The sequence below is a fragment of the Paenibacillus sp. plas6 genome, assembly GCF_057221655.1.
This window is the reverse complement of the sequence record NZ_CM170151.1, coordinates 3996478-4022209: the sequence shown is the minus strand read 5'-3', so window position 1 is coordinate 4022209 and position 25732 is coordinate 3996478. Positions and strand designations below refer to the sequence as shown.

Annotated in this window: 23 protein-coding genes; 6 read left to right on the top strand and 17 right to left on the bottom strand. The window is 40.0% G+C overall.

Annotation, left to right across the window (positions count from 1 at the left end; all coding sequences use genetic code 11):
- The first annotated feature begins 7 nt into the window (after positions 1-7).
- On the top strand, positions 8-1216 hold the full coding sequence (gene ftsW, locus AC2TDL_RS17760) for a putative lipid II flippase FtsW (RefSeq protein ID WP_484697377.1): 1209 nt from the start codon (positions 8-10) through the stop codon (positions 1214-1216).
- 31 nt (positions 1217-1247) lie between these two features.
- Here ftsW and AC2TDL_RS17755 read toward each other — a convergent pair whose 3' ends face one another.
- From AC2TDL_RS17755 to AC2TDL_RS17730, 6 genes are all read right to left on the bottom strand, one after another.
- The gene (locus tag AC2TDL_RS17755) at positions 1248-1628 is read right to left on the bottom strand and encodes an Asp23/Gls24 family envelope stress response protein (protein WP_484697376.1); all 381 of its coding nucleotides are present in this window, start codon (positions 1626-1628) and stop codon (positions 1248-1250) included.
- Positions 1629-1757: 129 nt separating this feature from the next.
- Positions 1758-2054, bottom strand: a complete 297-nt coding sequence (locus AC2TDL_RS17750; protein ID WP_484697375.1) for an Fpa/YlaN family protein — start codon at positions 2052-2054, stop codon at positions 1758-1760.
- Positions 2055-2292: 238 nt separating this feature from the next.
- Positions 2293-2535, bottom strand: coding sequence for an HPr family phosphocarrier protein (locus AC2TDL_RS17745; RefSeq protein ID WP_484697374.1), 243 nt, complete (start codon positions 2533-2535; stop codon positions 2293-2295).
- A gap of 90 nt (positions 2536-2625) precedes the next feature.
- On the bottom strand, positions 2626-3747 hold the full coding sequence (locus AC2TDL_RS17740; protein ID WP_484697373.1) for an aminopeptidase: 1122 nt from the start codon (positions 3745-3747) through the stop codon (positions 2626-2628).
- Between the two features lie 49 nt (positions 3748-3796).
- Positions 3797-4504: a hypothetical protein gene (locus tag AC2TDL_RS17735; RefSeq protein ID WP_484697372.1), complete on the bottom strand. Its 708-nt coding sequence runs from the start codon at positions 4502-4504 to the stop codon at positions 3797-3799.
- Between the two features lie 342 nt (positions 4505-4846).
- Positions 4847-6748 carry a sensor domain-containing diguanylate cyclase gene (locus AC2TDL_RS17730; RefSeq protein ID WP_484697371.1) on the bottom strand — a complete coding sequence of 634 codons (1902 nt, stop codon included), beginning with the start codon at positions 6746-6748 and terminating at the stop codon, positions 4847-4849.
- Between the two features lie 367 nt (positions 6749-7115).
- Between AC2TDL_RS17730 and rpsD the strand changes: the two genes are divergently transcribed.
- Complete coding sequence (gene rpsD / locus AC2TDL_RS17725) at positions 7116-7715, top strand: 30S ribosomal protein S4 (RefSeq protein WP_484697370.1); 600 nt, start codon at positions 7116-7118, stop codon at positions 7713-7715.
- Between the two features lie 68 nt (positions 7716-7783).
- Here rpsD and floT read toward each other — a convergent pair whose 3' ends face one another.
- Both floT and AC2TDL_RS17715 read right to left on the bottom strand, forming a co-directional pair.
- Complete coding sequence (gene floT, locus AC2TDL_RS17720) at positions 7784-9316, bottom strand: flotillin lipid rafts scaffold protein FloT (RefSeq protein WP_484697369.1); 1533 nt, start codon at positions 9314-9316, stop codon at positions 7784-7786.
- 15 nt (positions 9317-9331) lie between these two features.
- Positions 9332-9862, bottom strand: coding sequence for an NfeD family membrane protein (locus tag AC2TDL_RS17715; RefSeq protein ID WP_484697368.1), 531 nt, complete (start codon positions 9860-9862; stop codon positions 9332-9334).
- Positions 9863-10087: 225 nt separating this feature from the next.
- On the opposite strand from AC2TDL_RS17715, the gene AC2TDL_RS17710 reads away from it, so the two are divergent.
- Entirely contained in the window at positions 10088-13237 is a 3150-nt protein-coding gene (locus tag AC2TDL_RS17710) for a transglycosylase domain-containing protein (protein ID WP_484697367.1), read from the top strand.
- 153 nt (positions 13238-13390) lie between these two features.
- Here AC2TDL_RS17710 and AC2TDL_RS17705 read toward each other — a convergent pair whose 3' ends face one another.
- Entirely contained in the window at positions 13391-13891 is a 501-nt protein-coding gene (locus tag AC2TDL_RS17705; RefSeq protein ID WP_484697366.1) for a GNAT family N-acetyltransferase, read from the bottom strand.
- Between the two features lie 148 nt (positions 13892-14039).
- Entirely contained in the window at positions 14040-15773 is a 1734-nt protein-coding gene (gene acsA, locus AC2TDL_RS17700; RefSeq protein WP_484697365.1) for an acetate--CoA ligase, read from the bottom strand.
- 178 nt (positions 15774-15951) lie between these two features.
- Here acsA and AC2TDL_RS17695 point away from each other — a divergent pair, with 178 nt between their 5' ends.
- Entirely contained in the window at positions 15952-16590 is a 639-nt protein-coding gene (locus AC2TDL_RS17695; RefSeq protein ID WP_484697364.1) for a GNAT family N-acetyltransferase, read from the top strand.
- A gap of 38 nt (positions 16591-16628) precedes the next feature.
- Positions 16629-17822 carry an acetoin utilization protein AcuC gene (locus tag AC2TDL_RS17690; protein WP_484697363.1) on the top strand — a complete coding sequence of 398 codons (1194 nt, stop codon included), beginning with the start codon at positions 16629-16631 and terminating at the stop codon, positions 17820-17822.
- Positions 17823-17891: 69 nt separating this feature from the next.
- On the opposite strand, the gene AC2TDL_RS17685 is transcribed toward AC2TDL_RS17690, so the two are convergent.
- From AC2TDL_RS17685 to AC2TDL_RS17670, 4 genes are all read right to left on the bottom strand, one after another.
- Positions 17892-18596, bottom strand: a complete 705-nt coding sequence (locus tag AC2TDL_RS17685) for a 5'-methylthioadenosine/adenosylhomocysteine nucleosidase (protein ID WP_484697362.1) — start codon at positions 18594-18596, stop codon at positions 17892-17894.
- Complete coding sequence (ccpA, locus tag AC2TDL_RS17680) at positions 18593-19603, bottom strand: catabolite control protein A (RefSeq protein WP_484697361.1); 1011 nt, start codon at positions 19601-19603, stop codon at positions 18593-18595. Before ccpA ends, AC2TDL_RS17685 begins: the two co-directional genes overlap by 4 nt.
- Positions 19604-19750: 147 nt before the next feature.
- A complete protein-coding gene (locus AC2TDL_RS17675; protein WP_484697360.1) occupies positions 19751-20167 on the bottom strand; it encodes a hypothetical protein in 417 nt (138 codons plus the stop codon).
- Positions 20168-20258: 91 nt separating this feature from the next.
- On the bottom strand, positions 20259-20729 hold the full coding sequence (locus tag AC2TDL_RS17670; RefSeq protein ID WP_484697359.1) for a VanZ family protein: 471 nt from the start codon (positions 20727-20729) through the stop codon (positions 20259-20261).
- Positions 20730-20790: 61 nt separating this feature from the next.
- Between AC2TDL_RS17670 and AC2TDL_RS17665 the strand changes: the two genes are divergently transcribed.
- Positions 20791-21321 carry a type 1 glutamine amidotransferase domain-containing protein gene (locus AC2TDL_RS17665; RefSeq protein ID WP_484697358.1) on the top strand — a complete coding sequence of 177 codons (531 nt, stop codon included), beginning with the start codon at positions 20791-20793 and terminating at the stop codon, positions 21319-21321.
- On the opposite strand, the gene ptsP is transcribed toward AC2TDL_RS17665, so the two are convergent.
- From ptsP to AC2TDL_RS17650, 3 genes are all read right to left on the bottom strand, one after another.
- Positions 21318-23063 carry a phosphoenolpyruvate--protein phosphotransferase gene (gene ptsP, locus AC2TDL_RS17660; protein ID WP_484697357.1) on the bottom strand — a complete coding sequence of 582 codons (1746 nt, stop codon included), beginning with the start codon at positions 23061-23063 and terminating at the stop codon, positions 21318-21320. The genes AC2TDL_RS17665 and ptsP overlap by 4 nt on opposite strands.
- A complete protein-coding gene (locus tag AC2TDL_RS17655) occupies positions 23060-24946 on the bottom strand; it encodes a glucose PTS transporter subunit IIA (RefSeq protein WP_484697356.1) in 1887 nt (628 codons plus the stop codon). The genes ptsP and AC2TDL_RS17655 overlap by 4 nt, the downstream gene beginning before the upstream one ends.
- Before the next feature lie 200 nt (positions 24947-25146).
- The gene (locus AC2TDL_RS17650) at positions 25147-25572 is read right to left on the bottom strand and encodes a CoA-binding protein (protein ID WP_484697355.1); all 426 of its coding nucleotides are present in this window, start codon (positions 25570-25572) and stop codon (positions 25147-25149) included.
- Between the last annotated feature and the right edge of the window lie 160 nt (positions 25573-25732).

Sequence of the window (25732 nt, the reverse complement as noted above, 5' to 3'; positions counted from 1 at the left end):
ATAAACAATGAAAGCTCCGCAAAAAGCAAGTAAAGGTAGACCTGATTTTCTACTGCTTATTATGACTTTGATGCTAGTTGGATTTGGTCTTGTTATGGTGTTTAGCGCGAGCTCAGGTGTTGCAGTTGTTTCCGATATGTATAATAATGACCCTCTTTACTTTACAAAACGTCAGCTAATGTGGGCTGGTATCGGATTAGTGGTAATGTTTATTACGATGAACATTCCATTCCGAAGACTGAAAAAGCTACAAGTGTTATTTTTTCTCGTGGTCGTCATTATGCTAATGCTAGTGCCGTTCATTGGAGTTGAAATTCATGGCGCTCGCAGTTGGTTTGGTATTGGAGGGCTCGGTATACAGCCAACAGAGCCCGCTAAGCTAGCACTTATTTTATATCTAGCGGCTTTAATTGCCAAAAAGGGAGAAAAGTTTCGAGATTTTAAACGCGGCTTACTCCCGGTTCTTATTATTATCGGCTTCGTCTGCGGCTTAATTATGATGCAGCCAGACTTGGGTGCAGTCATTATTATCGCAGGCTGTTCAGCAATGATTGTTTGGGCGGCGGGAGCAAAGCTTCAGCACTTATTGCTAACGCTTGTATCTGCTATTGCGGTTATTACGCCGATTGTATTAATTTCGATTGAGCGAAATCCAAAAGCCTGGGAGTATCGGATGGACCGCTTTACCGCCTTTCTTGACCCGCTATCTCATGCCGAAGGTAAATCGTTTCAGCTTATCTCCTCGTTGCAAGCGCTTGGTCATGGCGGGTTAACAGGAGCAGGCTTTGGTGAAAGTGTGCAAAAGCTTCATTATTTAACATACGCACATAGCGACTTTATTTTTGCAATCATCGCCGAAGAATTTGGCTTTATTGGTGCAGCTCTTTTTCTGCTATTTATGATTGTCTTTATATGGCGTGGTTTTATCGTTGCTGTGCGCTGTCCTGATACATTTGGAATGTTAACAGGAATTGGAATTTCATCACTATTAGCTTTTCAGACCTTTATTAATATCGGTGGTGTAACCGGAGCAATTCCACTAACAGGTGTTACCCTGCCATTTATTAGTCATGGTGGCTCCTCCTTATTAGTCATGTTAATGAGTATGGGGGTATTGTTAAGCATATCGCGTGAATACTATCGTGTTACGAACAAAACGTCGGTAACTTCTGTTACAACAACAACAAAAGCGACTGCTACACCCTACGAAATGTAGGGTGACAGTCGCTTTTATGATGGATACGTTATTATTTCAAACGTACAACTACTTCTTCAGGCTCATCCTCTTTAAACACTACACCTTCAACTTTTACATTCACTTCGACAACTTGAAGTCCGGTCATATTTGACACAGCTTCACGTACATTTAACTGTAATTGACGGCAAACCTCTTGAATTGGAATACCGTAATGAACAATGATACGAAGGTCAATTGCTGCTTCTAATTGACCAACTTCAACTGTTACACCTTTTTGTACGTTTTTTCCACTTAGTCTTTTGGCAAGTCCTTCAGAGATTCCTCCAGACATTGCTGCTATACCAGGCGTTTCGAGTGCTGCAAGTCCCGCTATTGTAGCTACTACATCATCAGAGATACGAATTACACCATTTTGAAGTTCCTCGGTCATGTCACTCACTCCTCATTATGCCATATATATACATTGTAAAGGATAACACTACCTTAATCAAGTTAGAGTCCAAAATAAAGAGCGAGCTGCTAGCAATAAAATGTCGAAACAACAAAAAAAGAACAATCTCTATTGAGATCGTCCTTTCTGATCTAGTGCTTCATATAATACAGCTAGATTACGCTCTAGTCGACTTAATATATCTTTACCCTCGATATCGGTGATTAATCCGGCACGAGTAGCAAAATCAACTTCACGCGAGAATCCATACATTTGTGTATCTAAAACCTCTTCATACAACGGACACTGCCGGGTAGTAAGATTCGCCATCTGGACTTCGATAAGCTTTTCTATTTTAGCTGCATCTTCTTGCAGAAGACGTAGTGCACGTTCGGATAATAATTCAGCGCGATCTAGTGCAGACATCGAACCCCTCCTTCACACCTTCTCCAACAACTTATACTCTCTTTATATTAGACGAAAAATGAAATTAGTACAAGAATAAATCGAGCATCCCTCTAAAATAAATTAACAAGAAAATTGAAGAACTTAAATTGCGCTATCTCATAATCGCTTAGCTTTTTAATATTCACAGTAATATGTAAATATAAAATATAGACCCATACAAAAAAACGCCTCCCTGTAACAGAGAAGCGCCTCATCATTACTCAGAAACTACTTTTACACTTAAACCGTGTTTAGCAAATACCTCAGTCATTGCTTTTTTCGCTTCTTCGGCATCTGGACCATGCACATGAAGCTCATACGATTGATTACCTACAAGTGTTGTAAAAAGACCTAAAATACTTTTAACATCAATGTATTTGCTATCTGCTTGAAGAACGATTGAAGAAGTAAATTTACTCGCAGTTTGTGAAATTTCTACGATAGCTGCATTATTTGACATGGGAGATCCCTCCATCGAAAATAAGTTTTATCAGTACCATCATACCTTGAAAAGAGTTATCCATCAAGCATTTTCCAAACAAAAATCTATTTAAGCTTTTAAATTTTCAGGATTAAGGCTTTGTAAATCACTCACAACAAATCTTCCATCTTTTCGTATTAACTCACCATCGAAATAGATTTCACCACCACCATATTCTGGACGCTGTATAAGCACAAGATCCCAATGAATGGCACTGTTATTGCCGTTATTACATACCTCATAGCATTGACCAGGGGTAAAATGTAAGCTTCCAGCAATTTTTTCATCAAATAGTATATCATTCATCGGATGCAATATGTAGGGGTTAAAGCCTATAGCAAATTCACCAATATAACGTGCCCCTTCATCAGTATCTAAAATTTTGTTGAGCTTTTCGGTTTGATCTCCAGCTTCCGCCTCAATAATTTTACCTTGCTTAAAGGTTAGTTTGACATTCTTAAAGGTCGTTCCAGAATATACAGTTGGCGTATTATATTGAATAACACCCTCGACAGAATCACGAATCGGTGCAGAGTAAACTTCACCGTCAGGAATATTTCGACGGCCAGAACATTTTTGAGCTCCGATTCCTTTTATTGAGAAGCTTAAATCTGTACCAGGTGAAACAATTCTTACCTTATCCGCCTTACTCATGCGATTGTATAGTGCATCCATTGCCTTATCCATTTTTGCATAATCCAAATTACATACATCAAAATAGAAGTTTTCAAATGCCTCCGTACTCATGCCTGCAAGCTGTGCCATCGATGGATTTGGATATCTTAAAATTACCCATTTTGTATGCTTAACCCGCTGCTCCATATGTACCTTTGCACGATGAATCGATTCGTACCATTTAATAGCCTGCTCAGGTACATCGCTCAGCTCATTTACGTTGCCTCCTGAACGAATACCAATATAACCGTGCATTTGCTTCATTCGTGCTAAGTCAAACTCTGCCCATAGCTCGATCTGTTCCTTACTAGCATTTAGCAAGAGACTGCGAGTAATTTCTCTAGGATTAAGCTCTACAAATGGTCTGCCGCCTCGTTTGCTAACTTCCTCTACCAATGCCTTTACAAGTTCTATTTCCTCGCCAATCATTTCAATCAATATATTTTCATTAGGTTGAACATCAACTGAATATTGTACTAGGTTTTGGGCCAGACGTTGAATTCTCGGATCTCTCATGTGTGTTCCCCTTTCTAAGTAAACTGAATTTATAAATTCATCGTATCATCTAATTTGGTGTTAAATCAAATGTAATATTGCTTTTTCGATACTCTTTGACTTCACTCCCCTCTTTTACATATTTTAAATGAACTTGTTCATTCATATGTAATGCAACAACCCTTGTTGGTTCAATTGTAATTTCATATTGCGATGTTACTTCTAAACGCTCAAGCATTGACTCAAGCTCCTGCTCTGAACGCTCTACCTCAGCTTGTACTCGTTCTAGACGCTGTTTGTCACGTTGCACCTCTGAGAGTGCCTGTAGGGATATATTGCGAAGCTCCTGCTTAAGCTGGTCTTTCCAGCGAGCCGTTGCTGCCTCAGGTTTAACTTCTGCGCGAATGACAACGACATTTTCGTTATTGGTCTCATTAAGCTCGTTTCGAATAATTTCTGCTTGCGCAAGATTGTTTACGATAAACTCAAGCTCGTTAACCGGACTGTTGACAAAGCTATTGCTTTGCTGCACATGAAAGGCAATTTGCTTATGCTGTAAAATTTCGCCTTCAAATGCTAATGGCGAAAGCTCTTTGCTGCCTTCAAATCCCATGATCACAGAACCGTTAAACCGATAGTTATCCTCTGCAATCATTCCAGCATGAACAAGCTGAAGCCACTTTTCTGCCGTGCGATTGTCAGTAATAATACTGCATGCAGCAATGACAAACGAGCATATTAACAAGCCGATAAAACTACTATTTTTGCTTCTACGCATAGTTCACCTCATAGTCCATAATACTATGTAGCGTAACTCAAACAACTTCAACTTATGCATAAAGCAAAACATAAAAAGCTGCTTGGCAAGCCAGTAAAAGTCTGACGAGCTGAGCAGCTTTTTAGTACTGAGGTATTATGCTTTTTGCAGCTTTCCATTAAGTAAGCTTAATGTCGGAGCACTTGATTATCAAACTTGTCATACTCCTGTGCTAAAAGTCTATGTGCAGCTAATGGATGCAGTCTTTAATCAAACATAGTGATTTTCGAGTATAATCGCTTCACTAATTTTTTATGCAGTGATAGTGAAAGGCATAGCGGTCAGCAGTTTGCACTAGAGTAATTAACCGATATTTACTCGATTACGGCCACTGTTTTTCGATTGATATAATGCCATATCTGCACGATAAAATAGTGATTCTACACTTATTTTTTCATGAGTCGTATCCCATTCACTGATCCCACAAGATACAGTTACATGCGGATCAGTTTCAGTTTCCACACGCAAGCGAATTCGTTCTGCAATGTGAACGGCATGAGAAGCTGGAACATTAGGTAAATAAATCGCCAATTCTTCTCCACCCCAACGTGCAGCAATATCTCCATTTCGAATGGAGGAACGAATAATGGAGCTTACTTGAATAAGAATACGGTCACCCACTTGATGTCCGTACGTATCATTAATTGACTTGAAATAATCAATATCAACAAGAATAAGCGAACCCTGATTGTCTGTTCGCTGTTTACGCTGAATTTCTTCATCTAAATAGTGTCGAACATACAAATTCGTCAAATTATCCGTTATAATCATTTTGCGCATTTCGGCATGCAGTGAAGCATTTGTTATGGCAAGCCCTATATGCGTGCTGACTACCTGTAATAGTTTATAATTATCGTAGGAAAAATAATTGGCATTGCGGTGTGTAACTAAAATAACACCTGTTACTTCTCCCTCCACAAAAATGGGAGCCCCTATCAATGATCGTGAATTCGTCTGTTCCATTAACTCTGATACAACTGAATTTGTTCTTTTGTAATCAGATGTAATAAGCGCTTCACGAGTATGATAAACAACACCAGTAAAGCCATAGTTATTGGCAAAACTTTTACCTACAAGTGATTCTAAATTGCTTGCACGCACTTTGAACTCACAACTTTGCCGATCCAACTGCAATATACAGCAATAATCTGCTTCAAAAACTTTCAATAGTTCAAGTGTTGCATATTGAAATATTTCACGTGAACGTAACGATTGGTTTAAACGCTTCGTCATCTCATTAATGATTCTTAATTCATTTATCAGAAGAGTAGACTGTTCATAGAGCTTAGCATTTTCAAATGCCGATCCAGCCGTATCTGCAATAAGCATAAATGCAGGCAGATCGGATTCATCCCAATGTGCCATATTAATTTTAATACATAGCACGCCGTACGCAGCTTGCTTACCATTCATCGGAATAGCTAAACGAATGTAGCCTGACGCGTCTCGTTCTGTACAGCATTTCCCTTCAAGAAAAGCCTCAGTCACAATATCGTTTGCTGAATTGCGAAACTCTAACGGCCTAACTCGACTGTCACCTTCAAGATGATCTTGAGATAAATATAATAAGATTTCTGAATCTTGATACAAATCTTCAAGGCTGTGTAGCATTTCCCTAACTACGCTTTCTGCGTCAAATTGATCATATAATCGCTTAGAAATTAAAAAAAGGCGTTCTCGATGAGTAGCTTCCTTATCAATCAACGTCTTTTGCAACATAATCTCTCTTACGAATACATTTTCAAATACGCGGTAAAAGTGTAGGCGAAAATGCTTCATGTAGCTTTGCATTTCAGATTTGCTAATTGCATGTTGTTCATTCGTAGCGAAAAGAAAAGCAGCAAAAACTTTTTCGTCTTTACGTCTTGAAACAGGCACTGCATTGTACTGTACCCCATTCTCCACAAGGCTAATATAAGCTTCCTCCTGCAAACATCGCTCTGCTATTTTTTTCATTGCAGAATCCCAGTTAGCAGCAACTAAAGCATTCTCAGTGGGCATTTCTGTGGTGTATATACGCGCACTTTTGGTATATAGCCAAAACAATCCTAGCTGAGTCGCCTCGATATCCTTTGCATCTTCATACCAAGCTTTAAAGCTTTCCTCATAAAGCTCTGGTAAATATGGCTCGTCAGCGTCTTGAAAATCTTCATTTTTAAACCAAAGTGCAGGCTTATATATATCTGTACTTCTGTCTAGCTTCATAATACCCAACCCTTTCCTTCACTAACCTAAGGAGATGAGTGTTCTCTGTACTAATCATACTCTATTTTTAAGAATTTTGCACTAATAACATCCAAATTATTAGGTCTTAAGGCTGTGTGGTTAAAAGATTATTTATCAGCAGAAAATATAACGCTTTCATTTCTTGACAATTATAATTCAAACTTTATAATATTAATGATGATGGAATTATGGGCGTACGGTTTTGTGTCACCCTCAGGATTTGTATGGACTGTTGGGCCTGCGGCTGAAATGCCCGGCAGTGTAGCTTTTTCCGAGCTACGCCTACTTATCCGCGAAACAAACCCCATTCACAATAATTTTATTTGATGAAGGAGTTAATCGACACATGTCACGTTATACTGGTCCTAAATTTAAATTAAGTCGCCGTCTTGGAATTTCTCTAAGCGGTACTGGTAAAGATCTTAAAAGACCGTTCCCTCCAGGACAACACGGTCCAAACTCTCGCCGTAAAGTAAGCGGCTATGGTATGCAACTTATGGAAAAACAAAAACTTCGCCATATGTATGGTCTAGGCGAAAAACAATTCCGCAATCTTTATAACAAAGCTACAAAAATGAAAGGTATTGCCGGTGAAAACTTCATGATTCTTCTTGAGAGTCGTTTGGACAACCTGGTATACCGTCTAGGCTTTGCTAACTCTCGTGCAGGTGCTCGTCAGCTTGTAGCTCACGGTCACATTACTGTTAACGGTAAAAAAGTTGACGTCGCTTCTTATTCTGTTTCTATTGGCGATGTTATCGGTCTACGTGAACGTAGCCGCGGCTTGAAATCCGTTAAAGAAGCACTAGAAGCTCGCGTTCATTTGCCAAACTACCTTGAGTTCAATGACCAAGCGCTAGAAGGTAAATTCGTTCGTTTGCCTGAACGTGCTGAGCTTTCTCAAGAAATCGACGAAAAACAAATTGTCGAGTTCTACAGCCGTTAATCGCTGTTATAAAAAGGACTGCATTTTTATATGCAGTCCTTTTTTTATATTGTTATGCTGGAATTTCATTAATTATCCTGTTTTTTCGTTAATATTTCTTTAGCTGCTGCCGTCTGCTCAATAACAGGTACATTTTCAGCAGTTGCTGCCTTGCCGCTTGTTAAAGAAGTAATGAGCTGATTAATATTTAAACCAGTCACATTTTCCAGCATTTCTGGAGCAGTCGCCATTAAAGAAGTTACATAATTGCTAACTCTCGCTGCCCCTTCACCATTGCCAGTATCCACAACAGACAGCTTATCAATTTTACCGAGCGGTTCGGCAATTTTGCCTGCAAGCTCAGGAAGCATTTTTAATACAATATCGAGTACAGCCGCTTCGCCAAACTTCTCGAATGCCATCGCCAATTTTTCCTTTGCTTCCGCTTCTGCCAAACCTTTAAGACGAATAACTTCCGCCGTAGCTGTACCTTGAGCGCGTTCAACTTCTGCAGCAGCCAAACCTTCAAGACGTTTTTGCTCTGCTACAGCTTTTGCCTCTGCTTCAATGCGATATTGCAGTGCGTCTGCTTCACGAATTTGTCTAGCTTTATTCGCTTCAGCAGCTTGCTCTACCGCATAGCGGTCGGCGTCTGCTTTTTTCTTCACTTCAGCATCATATTGCTTTTCACGTTTAACAATTTCCATTGCTTCAAGGTCAATCTCCCGCTCCTTACGAACCAGCTCAACACGCATTTGCTCTTCGACGACAATTTGCTTCGCTTTTGCCTCCTGTATTGCATATGCTTGATCGGCTTCCGCTTTAGCAGTATCTTGGTCCTTCTTGAAGGACGCGATTTTCATTTCCTTATCGCGCTCTGCCTCAGATATGTTTGTATCTCTAATCAGCTCAGCTTTTTTAGCTGCCTCCTCTGCTAGAGCTTTTTGAATCGTAGCATCGCGAGCTGCTTCAGCTTCTGCAATTTCTGCATCTCTTTTTACCGCTGCGATTCTTGGCTTACCTAGCGCATCTAAGTATCCGTGCTTATCCCGCACATCTTTTATCGTAAAGGAAACAATTTGCAGTCCCATTTTCTTTAAATCACGAGCTGCTACGCCTTGCACTTCTTGAGCAAATTTATCACGATTTCGATAAATCTCCTCAACTGTCATCGTACCAAGTATCGCTCGTAGATGACCCTCCAGCACTTCCTGAGCCTCTGTTTTTAAGGCCTCGGTTGGCTTTCCGAGAAATTGCTCTGCTGCTGTTGCAATATCTTCAATGGAACCGCCAATTTTAATAATTGCTACGCCATTAGAAAATACTGGGACACCTTGAGCCGAGTAAACTTCTGGAGTAGCAATATCCAGCTTATGAGAAAGTAAAGATAAGTATTGGGCTTGTTGGAAAATTGGAATAATAAATGCACCGCCACCGCGAATAATTTTGACTTTTCTCCCCGATTCGTCAACCATCGTATTTTTCGAGCCAAGAAATGAACCTGTTACCAACATCGCTTCATCTGGACTTACCGTTTTATATCTAGCCCAAAAAGCCAAGCCAAGTACAACAAATACACCTACAATAATTACTGCAATCGTTATTGTAAAATTATCAAACATTCAGCATTCTCCTCTCTACTTTAAGTCAATTTCTGAGACTAGCAGAACACCATCGTGCAAATCAACTACAACTACTGTAGCTTCACTTGATATTGCAACACGATCAAAGCTTGACGCGATATGATTGACAATACCGCCTGATGTTTTAATGATGACTTCACCATAGCCTTCAGCAGGGATGGGTACCGTTACTTGAGCAACTTTACCAACCAATTCAACGATTGAATATCCTAACGATACTTCGGCGTTAGCCATTGGTTTAATATAGATATAATAGATAAGCACGATACCGAGTAAAGCAGCCAAAAATGCTAAGCAAACGATGGTCAGCATAGACCAATCTGTAAGTCTATCCATCAATATGCCAGCTCCTCCAAAGACGGTTATACCGCCTAGTAACGTCGTCGGCTGCAAAGCAGGAAGATGGCTAATAGAAAGCCATTCAGCAGGCGCCTCTAAAGCCCCAGATAGTGCATCACCAAAAATAACGACCACTAACGTAAAGAGCACGCCAACTAGAAAACATACCCAAAATACTGTTACCATACTCCCTCCTCCTAAATGGTTTATAACAAATGTAGAAAGGTTTACATTGCTGCCTCATCCAGCTTTTTAAGAATAAACCATAAGATTACGTAATTGGCAATGTCTCCTATCCACTATATTATACTATTTTTGGATGTAATCCGTTTCATTAATTACAAAAAAATGCGAATCGTAACTATTCTATGATATAATAATGAGGATATGCTGGAGGAGGTATGTAAACGAATGAACGGTGATCAAAAACCGCACTTGCGTCCTTATGGCGCTTTACGGTGGTTTGGCCTTATTAGCTTCTTAGCTTTGAAATGGATCATTCTATTTTTAATTTTTGGCGGCTTACTTGCCGGTGGTACAGTCATTGGTTATGTCGCAGCCAATGTTAAGGACGAGGAAATACGATCTCAATCTTATATTCAAAGTAAAATTGAGGAATATTCAATGACTGGCTATGTTTACTTTAATGATGGAACACTGGTCGGACAATTGCGTACTGATGAAGACCGCATTGTCGTTACATACGATGAAATTCCGCAAATTGTGCTTGATGCACTCGTAGCCACAGAAGATCAAAATTTTTGGCATCATATTGGTATCGATGCTTACGGACTAGGACGTGCGATAAAGGAAAGATTGCTTAATGAAGATACACAAACTGGTGGTAGTACATTAACGCAACAGTTAGCTAGACGAGTATTTTTAAGTCTAGATCGTACTGAAAGTCGTAAAATTAAAGAAATCTTTTTATCCATTCGTATGGAACGTTACTTGAAAAAAGAAGAAATTATTACAGCATACTTAAATAAAATGCCTTTTGGTAACGGTTCAAACGGGTATCAAGTATTTGGGATTAAAGCTGCTGCCAAAGGGATATTTGGAATTGAAGATTTAAATAAGTTGAATATTGCTCAAGCAGCTTATTTAGCAGGTTTGCCTCAGCTTCCATCCAAATATACAGCGTTTACTGGAAGCGGCAACTATAATGAGGAAGGCATTCAAAATGCGATTAGACGTCAACATACTGTATTAAAACGAATGCTAGAAACAGGTAAAATTACGAATGAACAATATGCAGAGGCACTTAATTTTGATATTCGTTCATCAATTGCAGAGCCTACGGAAAAGGCCTACAATACGTATCCTTTCCTAATGCTTGAAGCTGAGCGAGAAGCTGCAAAAATATTATTGCTTCAGCAAAACAGTGACCTTACTTTAGAGGATTTAAATAAGGAAGAAAATGCTCATTTAGTTGAGGATGCCCGCGATGCGCTTCTTCGCGGTGGTTATCATGTCTATACTACGATCGATAAAGAAGTTTATGATATTATGCATGAAATTGGGAGCAATCCAGATAACTTCACACCAGACAGCCCTGAAAAAGGAATCGAACAAGTTGGAGCTATTTTAATTGATCATTCTACTGGTGCGATTCTTGGCATGCTGGAAGGCCGAGATTTCTATAAAGAGCAAATGAACCATGCAACACAAATGGTACGTCAACCCGGCTCTACAATGAAAACGTTAGCTGCCTATTTGCCTGCAATAGAAAAAGGGCTTGTACAGCCAGCTAGTATTATTGACGATTCACCGTTAATTTTAACGGATGGACAAAAAGGATATCATATTCCGCTCAACTCGAGTCGCAAGTTTTTCGGACTTGTAACAGCTCGTGAAGCTTTAAATCGTTCACTTAATATACCAGCTCTAAAAATTTACAATGAAGAGTTAACGATTCCTGTTGCTCTCGATTTTGTTAAAGAGCTAGGTATTACTACGATAACAGATTCAGACTATTATGCAAAAACTGGGGTTATCGGTGGTCTAGAACGTGGTGTGACTGTAGAAGAAATGACAAATGCTTATGGTGCAATTCCTAATATGGGTGAGCTTAATGATTCCTATATGATCGAAAAAATAACTGATCCAAACGGAAAAGTTATATATGAACATAAGCTAACTCCGAAACGAGTTTTCTCTGAGCAAACTGCGTTTCTGATGACGGATATGCTTCGCACCGTAATTGCTGACGGCGCAGGTACAGGTGCATCCTTACGCAATCAGTTAAAAGCTTATAAATCTATCGCTTTTGCTGGTAAAACAGGTTCTACCCAAAGCTATGGCGATGTTTGGTTTGTAGGCTTCACGCCAGATGTTACTTTAGGGGTATGGGCTGGTTACGAAAAACCTATCCATACACTTTCAACTAATGGTCGAACAAGAGCTCGTTCAGTCTGGGCGCTCATTATGAATGAACTAACAGAAAAACGTCCTGACCTGTTCGAAAATAAAGAGTTTACTAAACCAGATGGAGTAGTAAAAGCAACTGTTTCTTCTACTAGCGGTCTATTGCCATCTGCATTAAATAAAGCTGAAGGATTATTAGTTACAGATTGGTTTAATAAGCAGTATCTTCCTAAAAAAGTCGATGAGACGCTCGTTAAAATGAAAATTATTGAATATAACGGCATTAACTACAAGCCAAATGAGCTAACTCCAGAAGACATGCTTATTGAGAAGGTCGTAATTGTGCGCAAAACGCCATTAGACCAATTAATGGTTGACCTAAGAGAAGCACAATCGAAATTACCTGCAAGCAGTCGTCGCGATCTATCTATTTATATTCCAGCAGATGCTGGTCGCGATGCTCCGTCAATTGTTGACCCTAGAAAAGATGACGGCGCTGATCCTGTTGCACCGCCTAACGTTAGATTGAATCGTAGCGACAACGGTTCATTCGTGTTAAGCTTTGAAAACAGTAGCTCGCAAGACGTTGTAGGTTATCGTATTTTCCGCTCGGTAAACGGTGGAGACTATGAAAAGTATGGAAACTCTGTGCTGTATAGTAAAGATAAATACTCTGTTACAGTAAATGTTGATCCTAGTCAGCATACAAGCTTTTATGTAGTAGCTGTAGACGTAGTCGGCAAGCAATCGAAGCCAAGCCTAACTGCTGAATACGGTAACTTTAATCCGTTGCCTGACATCAATGATCCATCCTCACCTGATGATTCTCCAAATGGAAATCAAGGTAATCAACCTAATGATGGTCATAATAATGGTAATGAAAATAGCAACGGGGAAGATACTGACAATAATGAGGGCATAGAGCTTACAGTTCCTTCTGCGCCAACGGGATTACATGGAGAATATGTCGGTATAAATCTGATGCTTAGTTGGACAGATAACCCGATTAGTGAGCAAATAACTGAGTATCGCATCTATTATAGTGAAAATAATGATGGTCACTATGTTAAAATTGGCTCTTCAAACACAGCCTTCTTTGAACATAGCGGTGCTCAATCTGGTGGTGCTTACGTCGTTACTGCGGTAAATGATGCTGGTGAGTCAAGTTATTCCGCTAGTCTCGTGGCTCAGTAATGGATATTTAAAATGAGTAAGAGGCAGGATAGAATGTCAAACACAAGTTCTATCCTGCCTCTTTTTTTCGTTACTTCATCATATAAAATCAGAGCGCTCGCCTTGCTCTATCTTTTACTCCTCTAGAACTCTTGTATCTATCTCTTAATTTGCCTATAGACTTAGTCCCATAATATAGTCGTCCATAACAAAGCCATTTCCAATATCTGCAACTTTCTCAGAAGCGATAACAAAACCGTTACGCTTGTATGTCGAGATCGATGCAGCGTTATCACGATTAACGGTCAACCAAATTGAGGTGCACGCTTGCGCCTTAGCAAATTGCTTAATTGCTGCAAGTGCAGCACTACCATAGCCTTGACCACGTTGCTCCTTTAATACATATAATTTACTTAAGAAGAGTTTGCCATTTTCTGATTTAACTGACGTATAACCAACCTTCTCGCCCTGCTCATTTACGATAAAAAAGTAGTTGTATCCTTCTTGTTCTACTTGACGCTGAATTGCTTCAGTTGATTGAAAACGATCAAGCATATAATCGACTTGCTCTTGAGTAATAATCGTTATGTAATATTCATTCCAAATTCTTTCCGCTAAATTAGCTACAAGTTCATATTGTTCAGTCGTATTCACACTCTCTAGCTGGATACTCATTATTCCACTCCTATTCCTTCCATAATAAAGCCTGCCACAGCTCCCTACTTTAAGGAGAATATGACAGACTAGTCTAAACATTTATGAAATCATTATATATAATACTATTTGAAATAATACCATTTCAAACTCTATGAATCAATCATCATTAATCCTCAATTGTTGATAGATCTCCTGTTGGCAAATTCAGCTCCCATGCTTTTAACACACGACGCATAATTTTACCGCTTCTTGTTTTTGGTAGCCTATCCTTAAATTCGATTTCGCGCGGAGCGGCATGAGCAGATAAACCTTCCTTGACAAATTTCTTAATATCTTGCTCAAGCTCTTCAGATGGAGTGTAACCTTCTCTTAATGAGATAAAGGCTTTAATAACCTCTCCACGAACTGGATCTGGCTTGCCAATAACTCCTGCTTCAGCAACAGCCGGATGCTCTACCAACTTAGATTCTACTTCAAATGGACCAACCCGTTCCCCAGAAGTGTTAATTACATCATCAACACGTCCTTGGAACCAGAAATATCCGTCTTCATCGCGGTAGGCAGAATCGCCAGAAATATACCAGCCATTAAATCGGAAATATTCAACATATTTCGCTTCGTTGTTCCATACTTTGCGCATCATGGACGGCCAACCTACTCGAATAGCTAAGTTCCCCATACGATAAGGCGGAAGCTCATTTCCTTGGTCATCAAGAATTGTTGCATCAACACCTGGAATTGGCTTGCCCATTGAACCAGGTTTAATATCCATACTAGGATAATTGCAAATTAATTGCGCACCCGTTTCTGTCATCCACCATGTATCATGTATTCGTTGACCATAAACCTTTAAGCCCCAGCGAACAACTTCAGGATTTAAAGGTTCACCGACACTAAGCACATGACGTAAACTGCTTAGGTTATAGTTCTTTACGACATCATCACCAGCACCCATCAGCATACGGAACGCTGTTGGCGCACTATACCACACTGTAACACCGTACTTTTCAATGACACTATACCAGTCTGCTGGACTAAATCGTCCGCCCCGTACGACATTGGTAACTCCGTTGAGCCAAGGAGCAAAAATACCATACGACGTGCCAGTTACCCAGCCTGGGTCTGCTGTACACCAGTATATATCATTTTCCTTTAAATCAAGTACGATTTGACCAGTGTAGAGCTGCTGGATCATCACATTATGCACGTGATAAATTCCCTTCGGTTTACCTGTTGAGCCAGAAGTATAATGCAAGATTAAACCGTCCTCACGGTCCACCCATTCGATTTCTGTTTCATCACTTACTCCAGCTAACAATTCACTGTAGCGCACTACGCCAGGTATTTTATCTGCTAGCTCAGATTCACCGTCTAACAATATAATATGTTTCAAGTCCGGCAATTCATCCACTTTTACTCTAGGCAGCAATGCTGGAGTCGTAACTATAGCGACTGCACCACTGTCAAGTAATCGATCTTTAACTGCAGTTTCCATAAAAGCCTCGAATAGCGGACCAACGATTGCGCCTACTTTTATGCTTCCAAGTACACTTATATAAAGCTCAGGAGTACGAGGCATGAAAATAAAGACACGATCTCCTTTTTTTATCCCAAGCTTTCGGATTCCGTTAGCAAAGCGATTGCTGGCTTTGCTCAACTGCTCGAATGTATATTGTTCTTCACGTTGTGGATCACTATAAATTAGAGCGACTTTCTCGCCACGCCCTTGCTCAAGATGTCGATCAATTGCCTCATAGGCTATATTGACTTTGCCAGTTTTTGCCCAACTAAATTGAGCTTCTATCTGCTCCCAAGAAAAATTTTGTTTTGCAGCTTCATAATCTTGCAAATTTCCATCTTTAACAGTTGCAGGAATGCGTTCTTGATGCGTGTCGATCATATTTTCACTCTCCTAACTATTCGAATAAAATCCAAAGTATGCGCTTACAACAAACTATTATAACATATTCATATTAAAAATTACTATTCTTTCCTTATCATGAATATTTCTGTATATTATATATTATTATTGCTACTACACTATCATTAGATTTTATTTAATAGAAAAGGAGCAACATATGGAACATAGAAAGCGTTTCCAGTGTAAGGAATATTACATCACTTCTTTAAATCAAACCGTTTTGATTGAAGGTCCAATTCCTCCTGAGCGTTTAGAAAAAATGAAATTAGATGAAACACTGGATGCCTTTCGCAGACCGCATGAGCAACATGCCGCTTTAGTCGAAATCGCTGGTTTGCCAGAGGGGAGAATTATTGCAGCTCATCTTGATGGACATATTGTAGGCTATGTTACCTTTCATTATCCTGATCCATACGAGCGTTGGTCAGAAGGCAATATGGAAGATCTTATAGAATTAGGCGCTGTAGAAGTAGCAGATGCTTATCGCGGAGTGGGTCTTGGTAAAGCAATGATTCAAACAGCGTTTGCTGAAGGCCAGCTCGACAATGTAATCGTCTATACTACGGAATACTATTGGCATTGGGACTTAGAAGGCAGTGGTCTGAACGTTTGGGATTATCGCAAAATGATGGAAAAGCTTATGCAATCTGTTGATATGATTTGGTACGCAACAGATGATCCTGAAATTTGCTCCCACCCAGCTAATTGCTTAATGGTAAAGATTGGTCCGGAAGTGCCGCTATCCTCTGTTGAGCAATTTGACCGAGTTCGCTTCCGCAACCGTTTTATGTATTAGTGCTATTGCACTAATTAGAAAGGAATGAGTGTCCTTATATGACAAGGTCTAATATATGCTTTATTCATTCGAGCACCGCTAACAGCTATTCTTTTCAAGCGGATCATCCCTTTAGTCCCGTACGTTATTTATTAACAATTTCACTGCTAGAGCATGTTCATGCGATAACGAAAGAGAACATCCTTCTCCCTCCAACTTATGATATGGATACGTTGCTGCCATTAGCACATCAACCATCGTATATACAAGCTATAAAAGAGCTAAGCTCTGAACATCCTTCCAGTGAAGCAATGGATAGTGCAGAGCAGTACGGTTTGCATGGTGATGATACGCCTTTTTTTCGCGGAATGCATGAGGCAGCTTGTGCAATTGTTGCTGGTACAGTTTTTGCTGTCGAGCAGGTCGCAAACGGCAATATGCAGCATGCTTATCATATGGCGGGAGGACTGCACCACGCGATGCCTAATCGAGCCTCTGGCTTTTGTATATATAACGATGCTGTTATCGCCATTCGTGCTGCACAGCAAAGACATCAGTTGCGTGTGTTATATATCGATACCGATGTGCATCATGGGGACGGTGTACAACTAGCATTTTATGCTGATCCTTCCGTCTGCACTTACTCGATTCATGAAACTGGTAAATATCTGTTCCCAGGAACCGGTTACCAATATGAGCGAGGCATAGAGCAAGGCTATGGAGCAACAGTCAATGTCCCTTTAGAGCCCTATACAGAGGACGAATCTTGGCTAAACAGCTTTGAGCTGACAGTAAAACGTACAATAGAGCATTATAAGCCCGATCTAATTGTAAGTCAGCATGGCTGTGATGCCCATGCATTTGATCCGCTTTCTCATTTACATTGCTCAATGAAAATTTATGAGCGTATCCCTGAGCTAATCCATGAGCTGGCTCACCAACATTGTGATGGCAGATGGGTTGCAATTGGCGGAGGTGGCTATGACTTGTGGCGAGTTGTACCTCGTGCTTGGGCATTAGTATGGCTAGAAATGAGTCAGCATCCATTACGGTTGGAACTAAAACGAGCAACTAAAAGCAAACAATATACCCCGCTTCCTGCTAAGTGGATCGACAAATGGAAGACGCTAGCAACTGAACCACTGCCGCTATATTGGCAAGATGTTGAAGGTGAAATTGAGCAAATTCCGCGTCGTGAAGAAATTACTGCTCGCAATGCTCAAATCGCTCAACTTGCAATTCAAGGATTTTAAAGCAAAAAGCTGATGACTTAGACATGCAATGCCAAAAGCCATCAGCTTTATATTAATGATATTCATAAGTTATTGACTAAGCTCTGAAAGCATATAGTCAATAATTGCATACGAATTATTGGCTGCTGTTACGACAAACTCTTGATATGTAACATCTGCAGAACCATCTGCTTTATCAGACATCGAACGAATAATGACAAAAGGTGTCTCGTTTGCCGTGCAAACCTGTGCAACTGCTGAGCCTTCCATCTCGGCACAAGCTCCTGCAAATTGCTCATATAATTCCTTAACCTTTTCTCTATCAGCAATAAATTGATCACCTGATAGCACTTTGCCGATTAATGTACGATTAGGGAATAAAGCTTGTCCAGCTCGTTCAGCTAGCTCTATTAATGCTGGATCTGCATGAAACTCAGATTGCTCTTGAAAAGGAATTACTCCTTTAGCAAAACCAAGCGGTGTTACATCCATATCATGCTGCAGCGCACTACTAGAAATAACAATATCGCCTACTTCTAATTTAGGGTCTAATGCTCCTGCAACACCAGTAAACCAGACGGCATCAACGCCAAATGAAAGCAGCACCTGCGTGCAAATAGCTGCATTCACTTTTCCAACTCCTGATTTGCAATAAATAACATCTTTCCCATGTAAAGTGCCGGCAAAGTAAGTAATACCGGCTTTCTTGGTTTCAGTAATATTTTTAACGTTTTGATGAAGCAGCTCTATCTCTTCAACCATGGCACCGATTATACCAATTTTGTTGAAGCTCATGCCTTGTTTCCTCCAACAGATTGACGAGAAATAAGTTCATGCGGCAAAACGACTTGCGCATGTTCAACATGCTCTTTTTTCATTAACTTTGTAAGCAAACGCATGGATACTGCGCCAATATCATACATTGGTTGAGCAACAGTTGTAAGCTGTGGACGAACCATTGATGCCATGCGGCTATTATCTACGCTAATTACTGAAATATCTTCTGGAACCTGTAAACCACGGTCTTGAATAGCATGAATCGCTCCAATTGCCATTTCATCTGTTGCAGAAAATACTGCAGTTGGGCGATTAGCTAAATCAAGGAAATAACGCATTGCTTCCGCTCCTGATTCATAACGATAGTTGCCGATTCGAACCAAAGCTTCATCATAATCAATACCTGCTTCTGCCAATGCCTTTTTATAGCCGCTAAAACGAGCATATCCGTTGGATGGATCCTCAAGTGTACCGCTGATCATCGCAATTTTTTTATGCCCTTGCTTAATTAATGCTTGTACAGCATCATAAGCCGCTTGCTCATGGTCAATATCAACAGAAGGAATATTACCTGACTCGTCTGATGTAGCACAAAGTACAATAGGAACATTCGCAGTGCGGAAAGCCTGCTGATGCTCTTCTGTCACAGCTCCACCTAAAAATAATAGACCATCAACTTGTTTTTCAAGCAAAGTATTGATTACTCGAATTTCTTTCTCTTTCTTTTTGTCTGCATTACACAAAATAATATTGTAATGATACATGTTTGCAATATCTTCAATTCCTCGCGCAACTTCAGCAAAAATCGCGTTCGAAATATCAGGAATTACAACGCCAACTGTCGTTGTTTTCTTACTAGCTAGACCTCGAGCAACTGCGTTGGGACGATAACCTAATCGTTCAATAGCTTCATACACTTTTTTACGTGTAGCTGGTTTAACGTTAGGATTATTGTTCACAACACGCGATACAGTTGCCATTGAAACTCCTGCTTCTCTTGCTACATCATATATTGTTACCGTCACGAGCACTCTCTCCATTTACTATAAATTAAATTGGTTGATACGTTCATCACATATTGGAATAATAATACTGTAAAAAAGCAAATTTCGCAATGTTTCTCCAATGTAACATACAAATTTTGAATATATGTCTGTATGTATAATGTTGCACTAACACATCAACTGTTTACCTAATTGTTGAAGTCGTTTGCGAATAGAATCTAACCATTCTTCGTCTTGCAATGATTGGGCTAATAAATAAAGATCAAGCAAATCATTTGTTCGTTGCTCTATCATTTGTTCCAGCTTATATACAGCCGTTTCAGCTGTTTTTTGCGCCAATTTATACTCTACTAGTATATTTGCCCATTCGTTACATTCATTAAACAAATAGCTTTGTTTTTGCGGATCCGCGCCTAATTCTTGAATTAATCCAGATAAATCAGCCTTTACCGCTGAAATTACTTCACTATGGCTACATGCATTGCATGTATAAATCGGTACGTTATCAATTTCAACTTTACCAGAAAAAATAACCGTTCTTAACTTCAAATGCATGATCTCACCACAATTACATTGCTTTTGCATGAGATTTCACTCCCTCACACGATCTCACATATGTGTACTCACATATAGATGGTATGTAAAAGGAATTCGACATTTTTTGATTAATTTCCTGCTAAACAGCTAAACTTAATTTTTTCCATAAGCTGCGGATAAATGGGATGCATTCTAGCAAAACCCAACAAGTTGCGCCGATCCCATCATTACGCACATCAATAATGTCCATCATCCGACCGCCGACAAACGATTGATGAATCTCATCTGTTATTCCATATAAAATACAAATTACGACAACAAGTATTTTGCCTTTCCAGTTTCTTGCTCTACTACCTAATCCGAAATCAACACAAATTGCTAAAATAAAGTAACTGACATAATGTCCCCAATTAAAATCTTCCATGAAAGGAAAGAACTTTTGAAAAAATGGAATTACGCGATTTAAGTCATCTCCTGTTTTCGATGACAAATAAAATATGACTCCCATCCAAATTAATGCAGGCAACCAGCGAAATAGCTTATGCCGCTTGCTTCGGGTTACTCCCTTGTTACGATTTTCATTTAGCACATTTCTTTTTTCATTCTTCATTTGCTTCCGCCTTTCAGGTTCATTACAATACAATTAAAATCTCAAATGGAGGAAATCTTAAATGTCAATGCAAAATGCAAATGTAATTTGTCTATTAGATGATGAGTTTGAAGATTTAGAGCTTTGGTATCCGGTTTATCGTACACGTGAAGCAGGTGCAACTGTACTTTTTGCTGGTCCGACAAAAGGAGCAAAACATATTGGGAAGTACGGAGTGCCTGCTGTAGCCGATCTTTCCTTTGATGAACTGGATGCCGATCAAATTGACGGTTTACTTGTTCCAGGCGGCTGGGCTCCGGATAAGCTAAGACGCTATCCAAAAGTTCTCGAAATCGTACGTCAACTTAATGAGCAAAACAAGCCGATTGGACAAATTTGTCATGCAGGCTGGGTGCTGATTTCCGCAAAAATCTTACAAGGCAGAACCGTTACATCTACCCCAGGAATTCGAGATGATATGGAAAATGCAGGAGCAATCTGGGTTGATGAGGCTGTAGTAGTCGATGGCAATCTTATTTCTGCACGTCGCCCTCCTGATCTTCCTGCTTATGCTCTCGCTTTTGTCCAAGCATTAGAACAGCGAATGGGTTAACCATTCGCTGTCAAATCATAGATCTCCATATATTGATCAAGCGCTGCTTTAACTTCCTCATTTGTCGTGCAATTTAACACCTCGCTAAAAATGACTCTGCATTCTTCCTGCGATGCGTAAATCAGCTTGGATTTTAGCTGCAATATCGAATGAGCCGACATACTTAAAGAATCTACCCCTAAGCTTAACCAAATTGGCAATGCTCTTATATCTCCTGCCAACTCACCGCATACACTTATCGGTAAGTGATTGCGCTTTGCTGCTTCAACGATTGAGATAAGCATGCGAATAATCGCTGGGTGATATGGATCGTACATTTGCGATATTCGTTCATTCATCCGATCTACAGCCAGGGTAAACTGCACTAAATCATTTGTACCAATACTGAAGAAATCCACTTCCTTAGCAAGAATATCGGCAATCATCACTGCGGCTGGCACTTCAATCATAACGCCAACAGGGATATTCTCTGCAAATTCTATGTTTTTCTCGCGCAGCTCCTGCTTTGCTTCCTCTAGGAGTGATTTAGCTACCTTAACCTCCGTAATCGAAGTTATAAACGGAAACATGATTTTAATATTACCGTATACACTAGCACGCAAAATAGCGCGAAGCTGTGTTTTGAACAGTTCAGGCTGATCCAGAGAAATCCTTATCGCCCGATACCCCATAAATGGATTTTGCTCTTCATCTATTTCATAATAATCAAGCTGCTTATCTCCACCGATGTCCAAGGTGCGGATAACGAGCGTGTCCCCCTTCTCATGCAGCTTTTCAGCAACTTTGGCGTATACCGCATACTGCTCTTCCTCGGAAGGGAAATAATGGCGATCCATATAAAGAAACTCTGTTCTGAATAAGCCTACTCCTTGAGCACCGCCTTTTAACGCAATATCAAGCTCTTTAAGTGAGCTAATATTTGCTTCTAGTCTTACAAACTTACCATCAGCAGTTACTGAACGATAGTTGGCAAGATGCTGCAGCATTTCTTTCGCTTCTCTTTGCTGTGCTTGAAGCTGCTTGTAACGCTCTACAACTAGCTCTGTAGGCTCCACATATACCGTACCGTCACTTCCATCCATAATTACAATTTGACCGGTCACAATCGATTCTACAAGCTTTCCTTCTGCTCCAACAATAAGTGGTATACCTAACGCTCTAGCCATAATTGCCGCATGTGAGCTAGGGCTCCCTGTTAACGTAATAATCCCTAATACATTTTCAGGATTCAGATGAGCGAGTTGAGAAGGAGATATCTCCTTTGCAATAAGAATAAACGGCTGGTTATCACTTGGAAGCTGAATTTCAGGTACTCCAAGCAAATGCTTAAGCAAACGATTCCCTACATCACGAATATCAAGCGCCCGCTCCTTCATATATTCGTCTTCCAGCAAATCGAACATCGTTACGAAATGATCAACTGCCTCCTTAACGGCAACCTCTGCAGCCTTGTATTGACGCTGAATAATTCCCTGTATCTCATTCATGAAGACAGGATCATCAAGAATCGCTAGATGTGCATCAAAGATTTGTTTTTCCTGTTCACCTACAGTATCTCTAAGTTCATCTTTAATTTGCTTTATCTCATCTTTCGACGTTCTAATGCCTTCATAAACGCGTTCGAACTCTCTGGCAAAATCAGCCACATCTATTCGTTCTTCTGGAATTTCTAGTTCCCAATTCGGCAGAACAAATGCTTTGCCGATTGCGATCCCTGCTGAAGCACCAATCCCTTGAATCATCGAACTTCCCCCTCACTCTTGCTCTCATCCAGCACTACTGACATAATCGAAGATTGCCCCTTTTTCACTGACATGAACGGAGCAAACCGCCATGCTTTGACTACTTCTGAGTTTGTTATAACCATTGGAGTAGCAAGAGACTTGCTGTCTTTTTTTACTTTATGCAAATTGAATTTAATTAATAGCTGACCAGGCTCAACTTGGTCTCCTTCTTTAACAACTGCATTAAAATATTGACCGCCAGTAAGCTTAGAAGTTTCTATTCCGATATGAAGCAGCACCTCTAGCCCTTCCTCGGTCACTAAGCCAATGGCATGCATCGTTGGGTAGATTAAACTTACCTTACCAGACACAGGCGATACAAGCTCACCGCGCTCAGGAATAAAAGCAACTCCATTACCAACTAATTGCCCTGAAAAAATTGGGTCAGGCACTTCTGATAATGGAATCATTTTCCCCTGAACAGGTGAATGAAATGAAATTTGATGCTGATCCCGTTGCATTGTTTTTAGCATCTGCTCTCGTATTAGCTCAGAATATGTGCCAAATACAATTTGTACATGACCGCCGCCTAAACGAATAATACCGGCTGCACCTAAGCTCCTTAGTGCGTTAAGATCCATTTCTTTCTCAGAACGCAGCTTAAGCCTTAATCTTGTGATGCAGGATTCCATCTGAATAATATTGTTTTTCCCACCAATCGCTTGCAAAATAAGCGGAGCTCGATAAGGAATATCTCCGACCCACTCATCAAGTGACGAACCTTCCTCACGACCTGGAGTAGGGATTTGAAACTTTCGAATTGCCCAGCGAAACAGAAAATAATAAACAATCCCCGATAATATTCCAATTGGAATAATTAACCAGCCTTTCGTTGCGAGATGCATATTTAAAATATAATCAATTGCCCCTGCAGAAAATGAAAAACCATGCAAAATTCCAAGCTCATAAGTTAACCACATAATTAAACCAGATAATAACGCATGAACGACATAAAGATAAGGAGCTACAAATAAAAATGCGAATTCAACCGGCTCTGTAACCCCTGTTAAAAAAGAGGAAAGCGCCGCCAATGTAAACGTTCTACTAATTTTTGGTTTTAAATCCTCACGTGCTTCATGAATAATGGCTATGGCTATCGCAGGTAAAGCAAACATCATTGTTGGATAAAGCCCTGCCATATAAGCTCCTGCAGCAGGATCGCCAGCAAAAAAACGCGGCAAATCGCCATAAACTAAATAACCTGCTTCTGTTTCATAGGCACCGATCTGAAACCAAAAAAGGTGACTTACTAAATGATGCAAACCAAAAATCACTAAAATTCGATGTACAAAACCAAATAAAAAAATACCGAAGCCACCTGCAATGTTAACGACTTCTCCTAATTCAATGAGCAGCCATTCAAGTTGCTTCGCCACATTTACAAGCAACATTGAAAAAATAAGGGTAACAACACTGACAAACAGCGGAACGAAACGAGGTCCGCCAAAAAACTGTATATACTCAGGCAAGCGCAAGTCTTTAAAGCGTAAATGCGAGACACCTGCAATAATTCCAATAATCGTACCAATTAGCACCGTTGGTTCTATTCCTGGTTCATAATGTGCGGTTATACCAGAATAGATAAACATCCCGACTAATGCAGCCATTCCTGCCCCAAGTCCATTACTTGTAAGACCAAGTGCAATTCCAAGTGCAAAAATATAAGGTAAAAACTTGAAAATGGCTGTAGAAGCAAGCATTAAATAGCTTTCCATTTGCGATAAGCCAAATTGCTGCCATGGTAACTGCGCTAGGCTCTGAAAAACTGCTGCTGCCGGTAAAACAATCATTGGAAGCATCACGGCTCGTCCTAGCTGCTGAAAATTCCCAAGAAACGGCATAGCTTACCTCCATTCTATATCTATCTAAATAAACATCATGTATTGTCCAATTTAAATCTTCTACAAAAAGTTCTATAACGATGTTAAAGGGTAGTCTACATTTTGTCAAAGTTTCTGTTCAGTATACTAACAAAAGTAAAGGCTGAAGACTCCTTAATTGAGCACTTCAGCCTTGGAAAAGGAATTTACCATTCAGCTGCTTATTTTCCATGAGGCAATAAAATAGAGTCCTCTACTTTAATGCAGCGATCCATAATCACCTTCATTCCTGCTGCATCAGCAATTTGAGCCGCTTCTTCTGAATAAATACCAAGCTGCAGCCATAATACCTTTGCTCCGATTTTCGCTGCTTCCTCTGCAACCTCCGGTGTATGCTCACTTCTTCTAAACACATTGACAATATCTACTGGAAAAGGAATATCTGAAAGAGTTGGATAGCAAACCTCGTCCAAAATTTCATTCGCATTTGGATTGACTGGAATAATACGATAACCCTTCTGTTGCATCGCCTCTGCAACCATATAGGAAACGCGATCACGAGAAGGGGATAAACCAACAACAGCAATAACTTCTGATTGCTTTAGTATTTCCTTAATTTCTTCACGGCTTGGATTTTGAAATGGCATTACATGTCACCTCTTTATTCAGTATATATCAATAAAGTATCACATAAATAAGTAAAAGGGAAAGCTTACATCCAATGCAAAAAGCCTACTGTTGCATTACTAGACAACAGTAGGCTTTAGCTCCATAATTGCTAACTTGTTTTAGAAGCTTTAACTACAA

Coding starts and splice junctions, on each gene's coding strand:
- AC2TDL_RS17650 (WP_484697355.1), bottom strand. CDS start 25,572: ATGCCATTTCAAAATCCAAGCCGTGAAGAAATTAAGGAAATACTAAAG.
- AC2TDL_RS17740 (WP_484697373.1), bottom strand. CDS start 3,747: ATGAGAGATCCGAGAATTCAACGTCTGGCCCAAAACCTAGTACAATAT.
- AC2TDL_RS17695 (WP_484697364.1), top strand. CDS start 15,952: ATGGAACATAGAAAGCGTTTCCAGTGTAAGGAATATTACATCACTTCT.
- AC2TDL_RS17670 (WP_484697359.1), bottom strand. CDS start 20,729: ATGAAGAATGAAAAAAGAAATGTGCTAAATGAAAATCGTAACAAGGGA.
- floT (WP_484697369.1), bottom strand. CDS start 9,316: ATGTTTGATAATTTTACAATAACGATTGCAGTAATTATTGTAGGTGTA.
- AC2TDL_RS17705 (WP_484697366.1), bottom strand. CDS start 13,891: ATGAGTATCCAGCTAGAGAGTGTGAATACGACTGAACAATATGAACTT.
- AC2TDL_RS17675 (WP_484697360.1), bottom strand. CDS start 20,167: ATGCAAAAGCAATGTAATTGTGGTGAGATCATGCATTTGAAGTTAAGA.
- AC2TDL_RS17745 (WP_484697374.1), bottom strand. CDS start 2,535: ATGTCAAATAATGCAGCTATCGTAGAAATTTCACAAACTGCGAGTAAA.
- rpsD (WP_484697370.1), top strand. CDS start 7,116: ATGTCACGTTATACTGGTCCTAAATTTAAATTAAGTCGCCGTCTTGGA.
- AC2TDL_RS17750 (WP_484697375.1), bottom strand. CDS start 2,054: ATGTCTGCACTAGATCGCGCTGAATTATTATCCGAACGTGCACTACGT.
- AC2TDL_RS17730 (WP_484697371.1), bottom strand. CDS start 6,748: ATGAAGCTAGACAGAAGTACAGATATATATAAGCCTGCACTTTGGTTT.
- ptsP (WP_484697357.1), bottom strand. CDS start 23,063: ATGATTCAAGGGATTGGTGCTTCAGCAGGGATCGCAATCGGCAAAGCA.
- AC2TDL_RS17715 (WP_484697368.1), bottom strand. CDS start 9,862: ATGGTAACAGTATTTTGGGTATGTTTTCTAGTTGGCGTGCTCTTTACG.
- ftsW (WP_484697377.1), top strand. CDS start 8: ATGAAAGCTCCGCAAAAAGCAAGTAAAGGTAGACCTGATTTTCTACTG.
- AC2TDL_RS17735 (WP_484697372.1), bottom strand. CDS start 4,504: ATGCGTAGAAGCAAAAATAGTAGTTTTATCGGCTTGTTAATATGCTCG.
- AC2TDL_RS17665 (WP_484697358.1), top strand. CDS start 20,791: ATGTCAATGCAAAATGCAAATGTAATTTGTCTATTAGATGATGAGTTT.
- AC2TDL_RS17690 (WP_484697363.1), top strand. CDS start 16,629: ATGACAAGGTCTAATATATGCTTTATTCATTCGAGCACCGCTAACAGC.
- AC2TDL_RS17685 (WP_484697362.1), bottom strand. CDS start 18,596: ATGAGCTTCAACAAAATTGGTATAATCGGTGCCATGGTTGAAGAGATA.
- AC2TDL_RS17655 (WP_484697356.1), bottom strand. CDS start 24,946: ATGCCGTTTCTTGGGAATTTTCAGCAGCTAGGACGAGCCGTGATGCTT.
- AC2TDL_RS17755 (WP_484697376.1), bottom strand. CDS start 1,628: ATGACCGAGGAACTTCAAAATGGTGTAATTCGTATCTCTGATGATGTA.
- acsA (WP_484697365.1), bottom strand. CDS start 15,773: ATGATCGACACGCATCAAGAACGCATTCCTGCAACTGTTAAAGATGGA.
- AC2TDL_RS17710 (WP_484697367.1), top strand. CDS start 10,088: ATGAACGGTGATCAAAAACCGCACTTGCGTCCTTATGGCGCTTTACGG.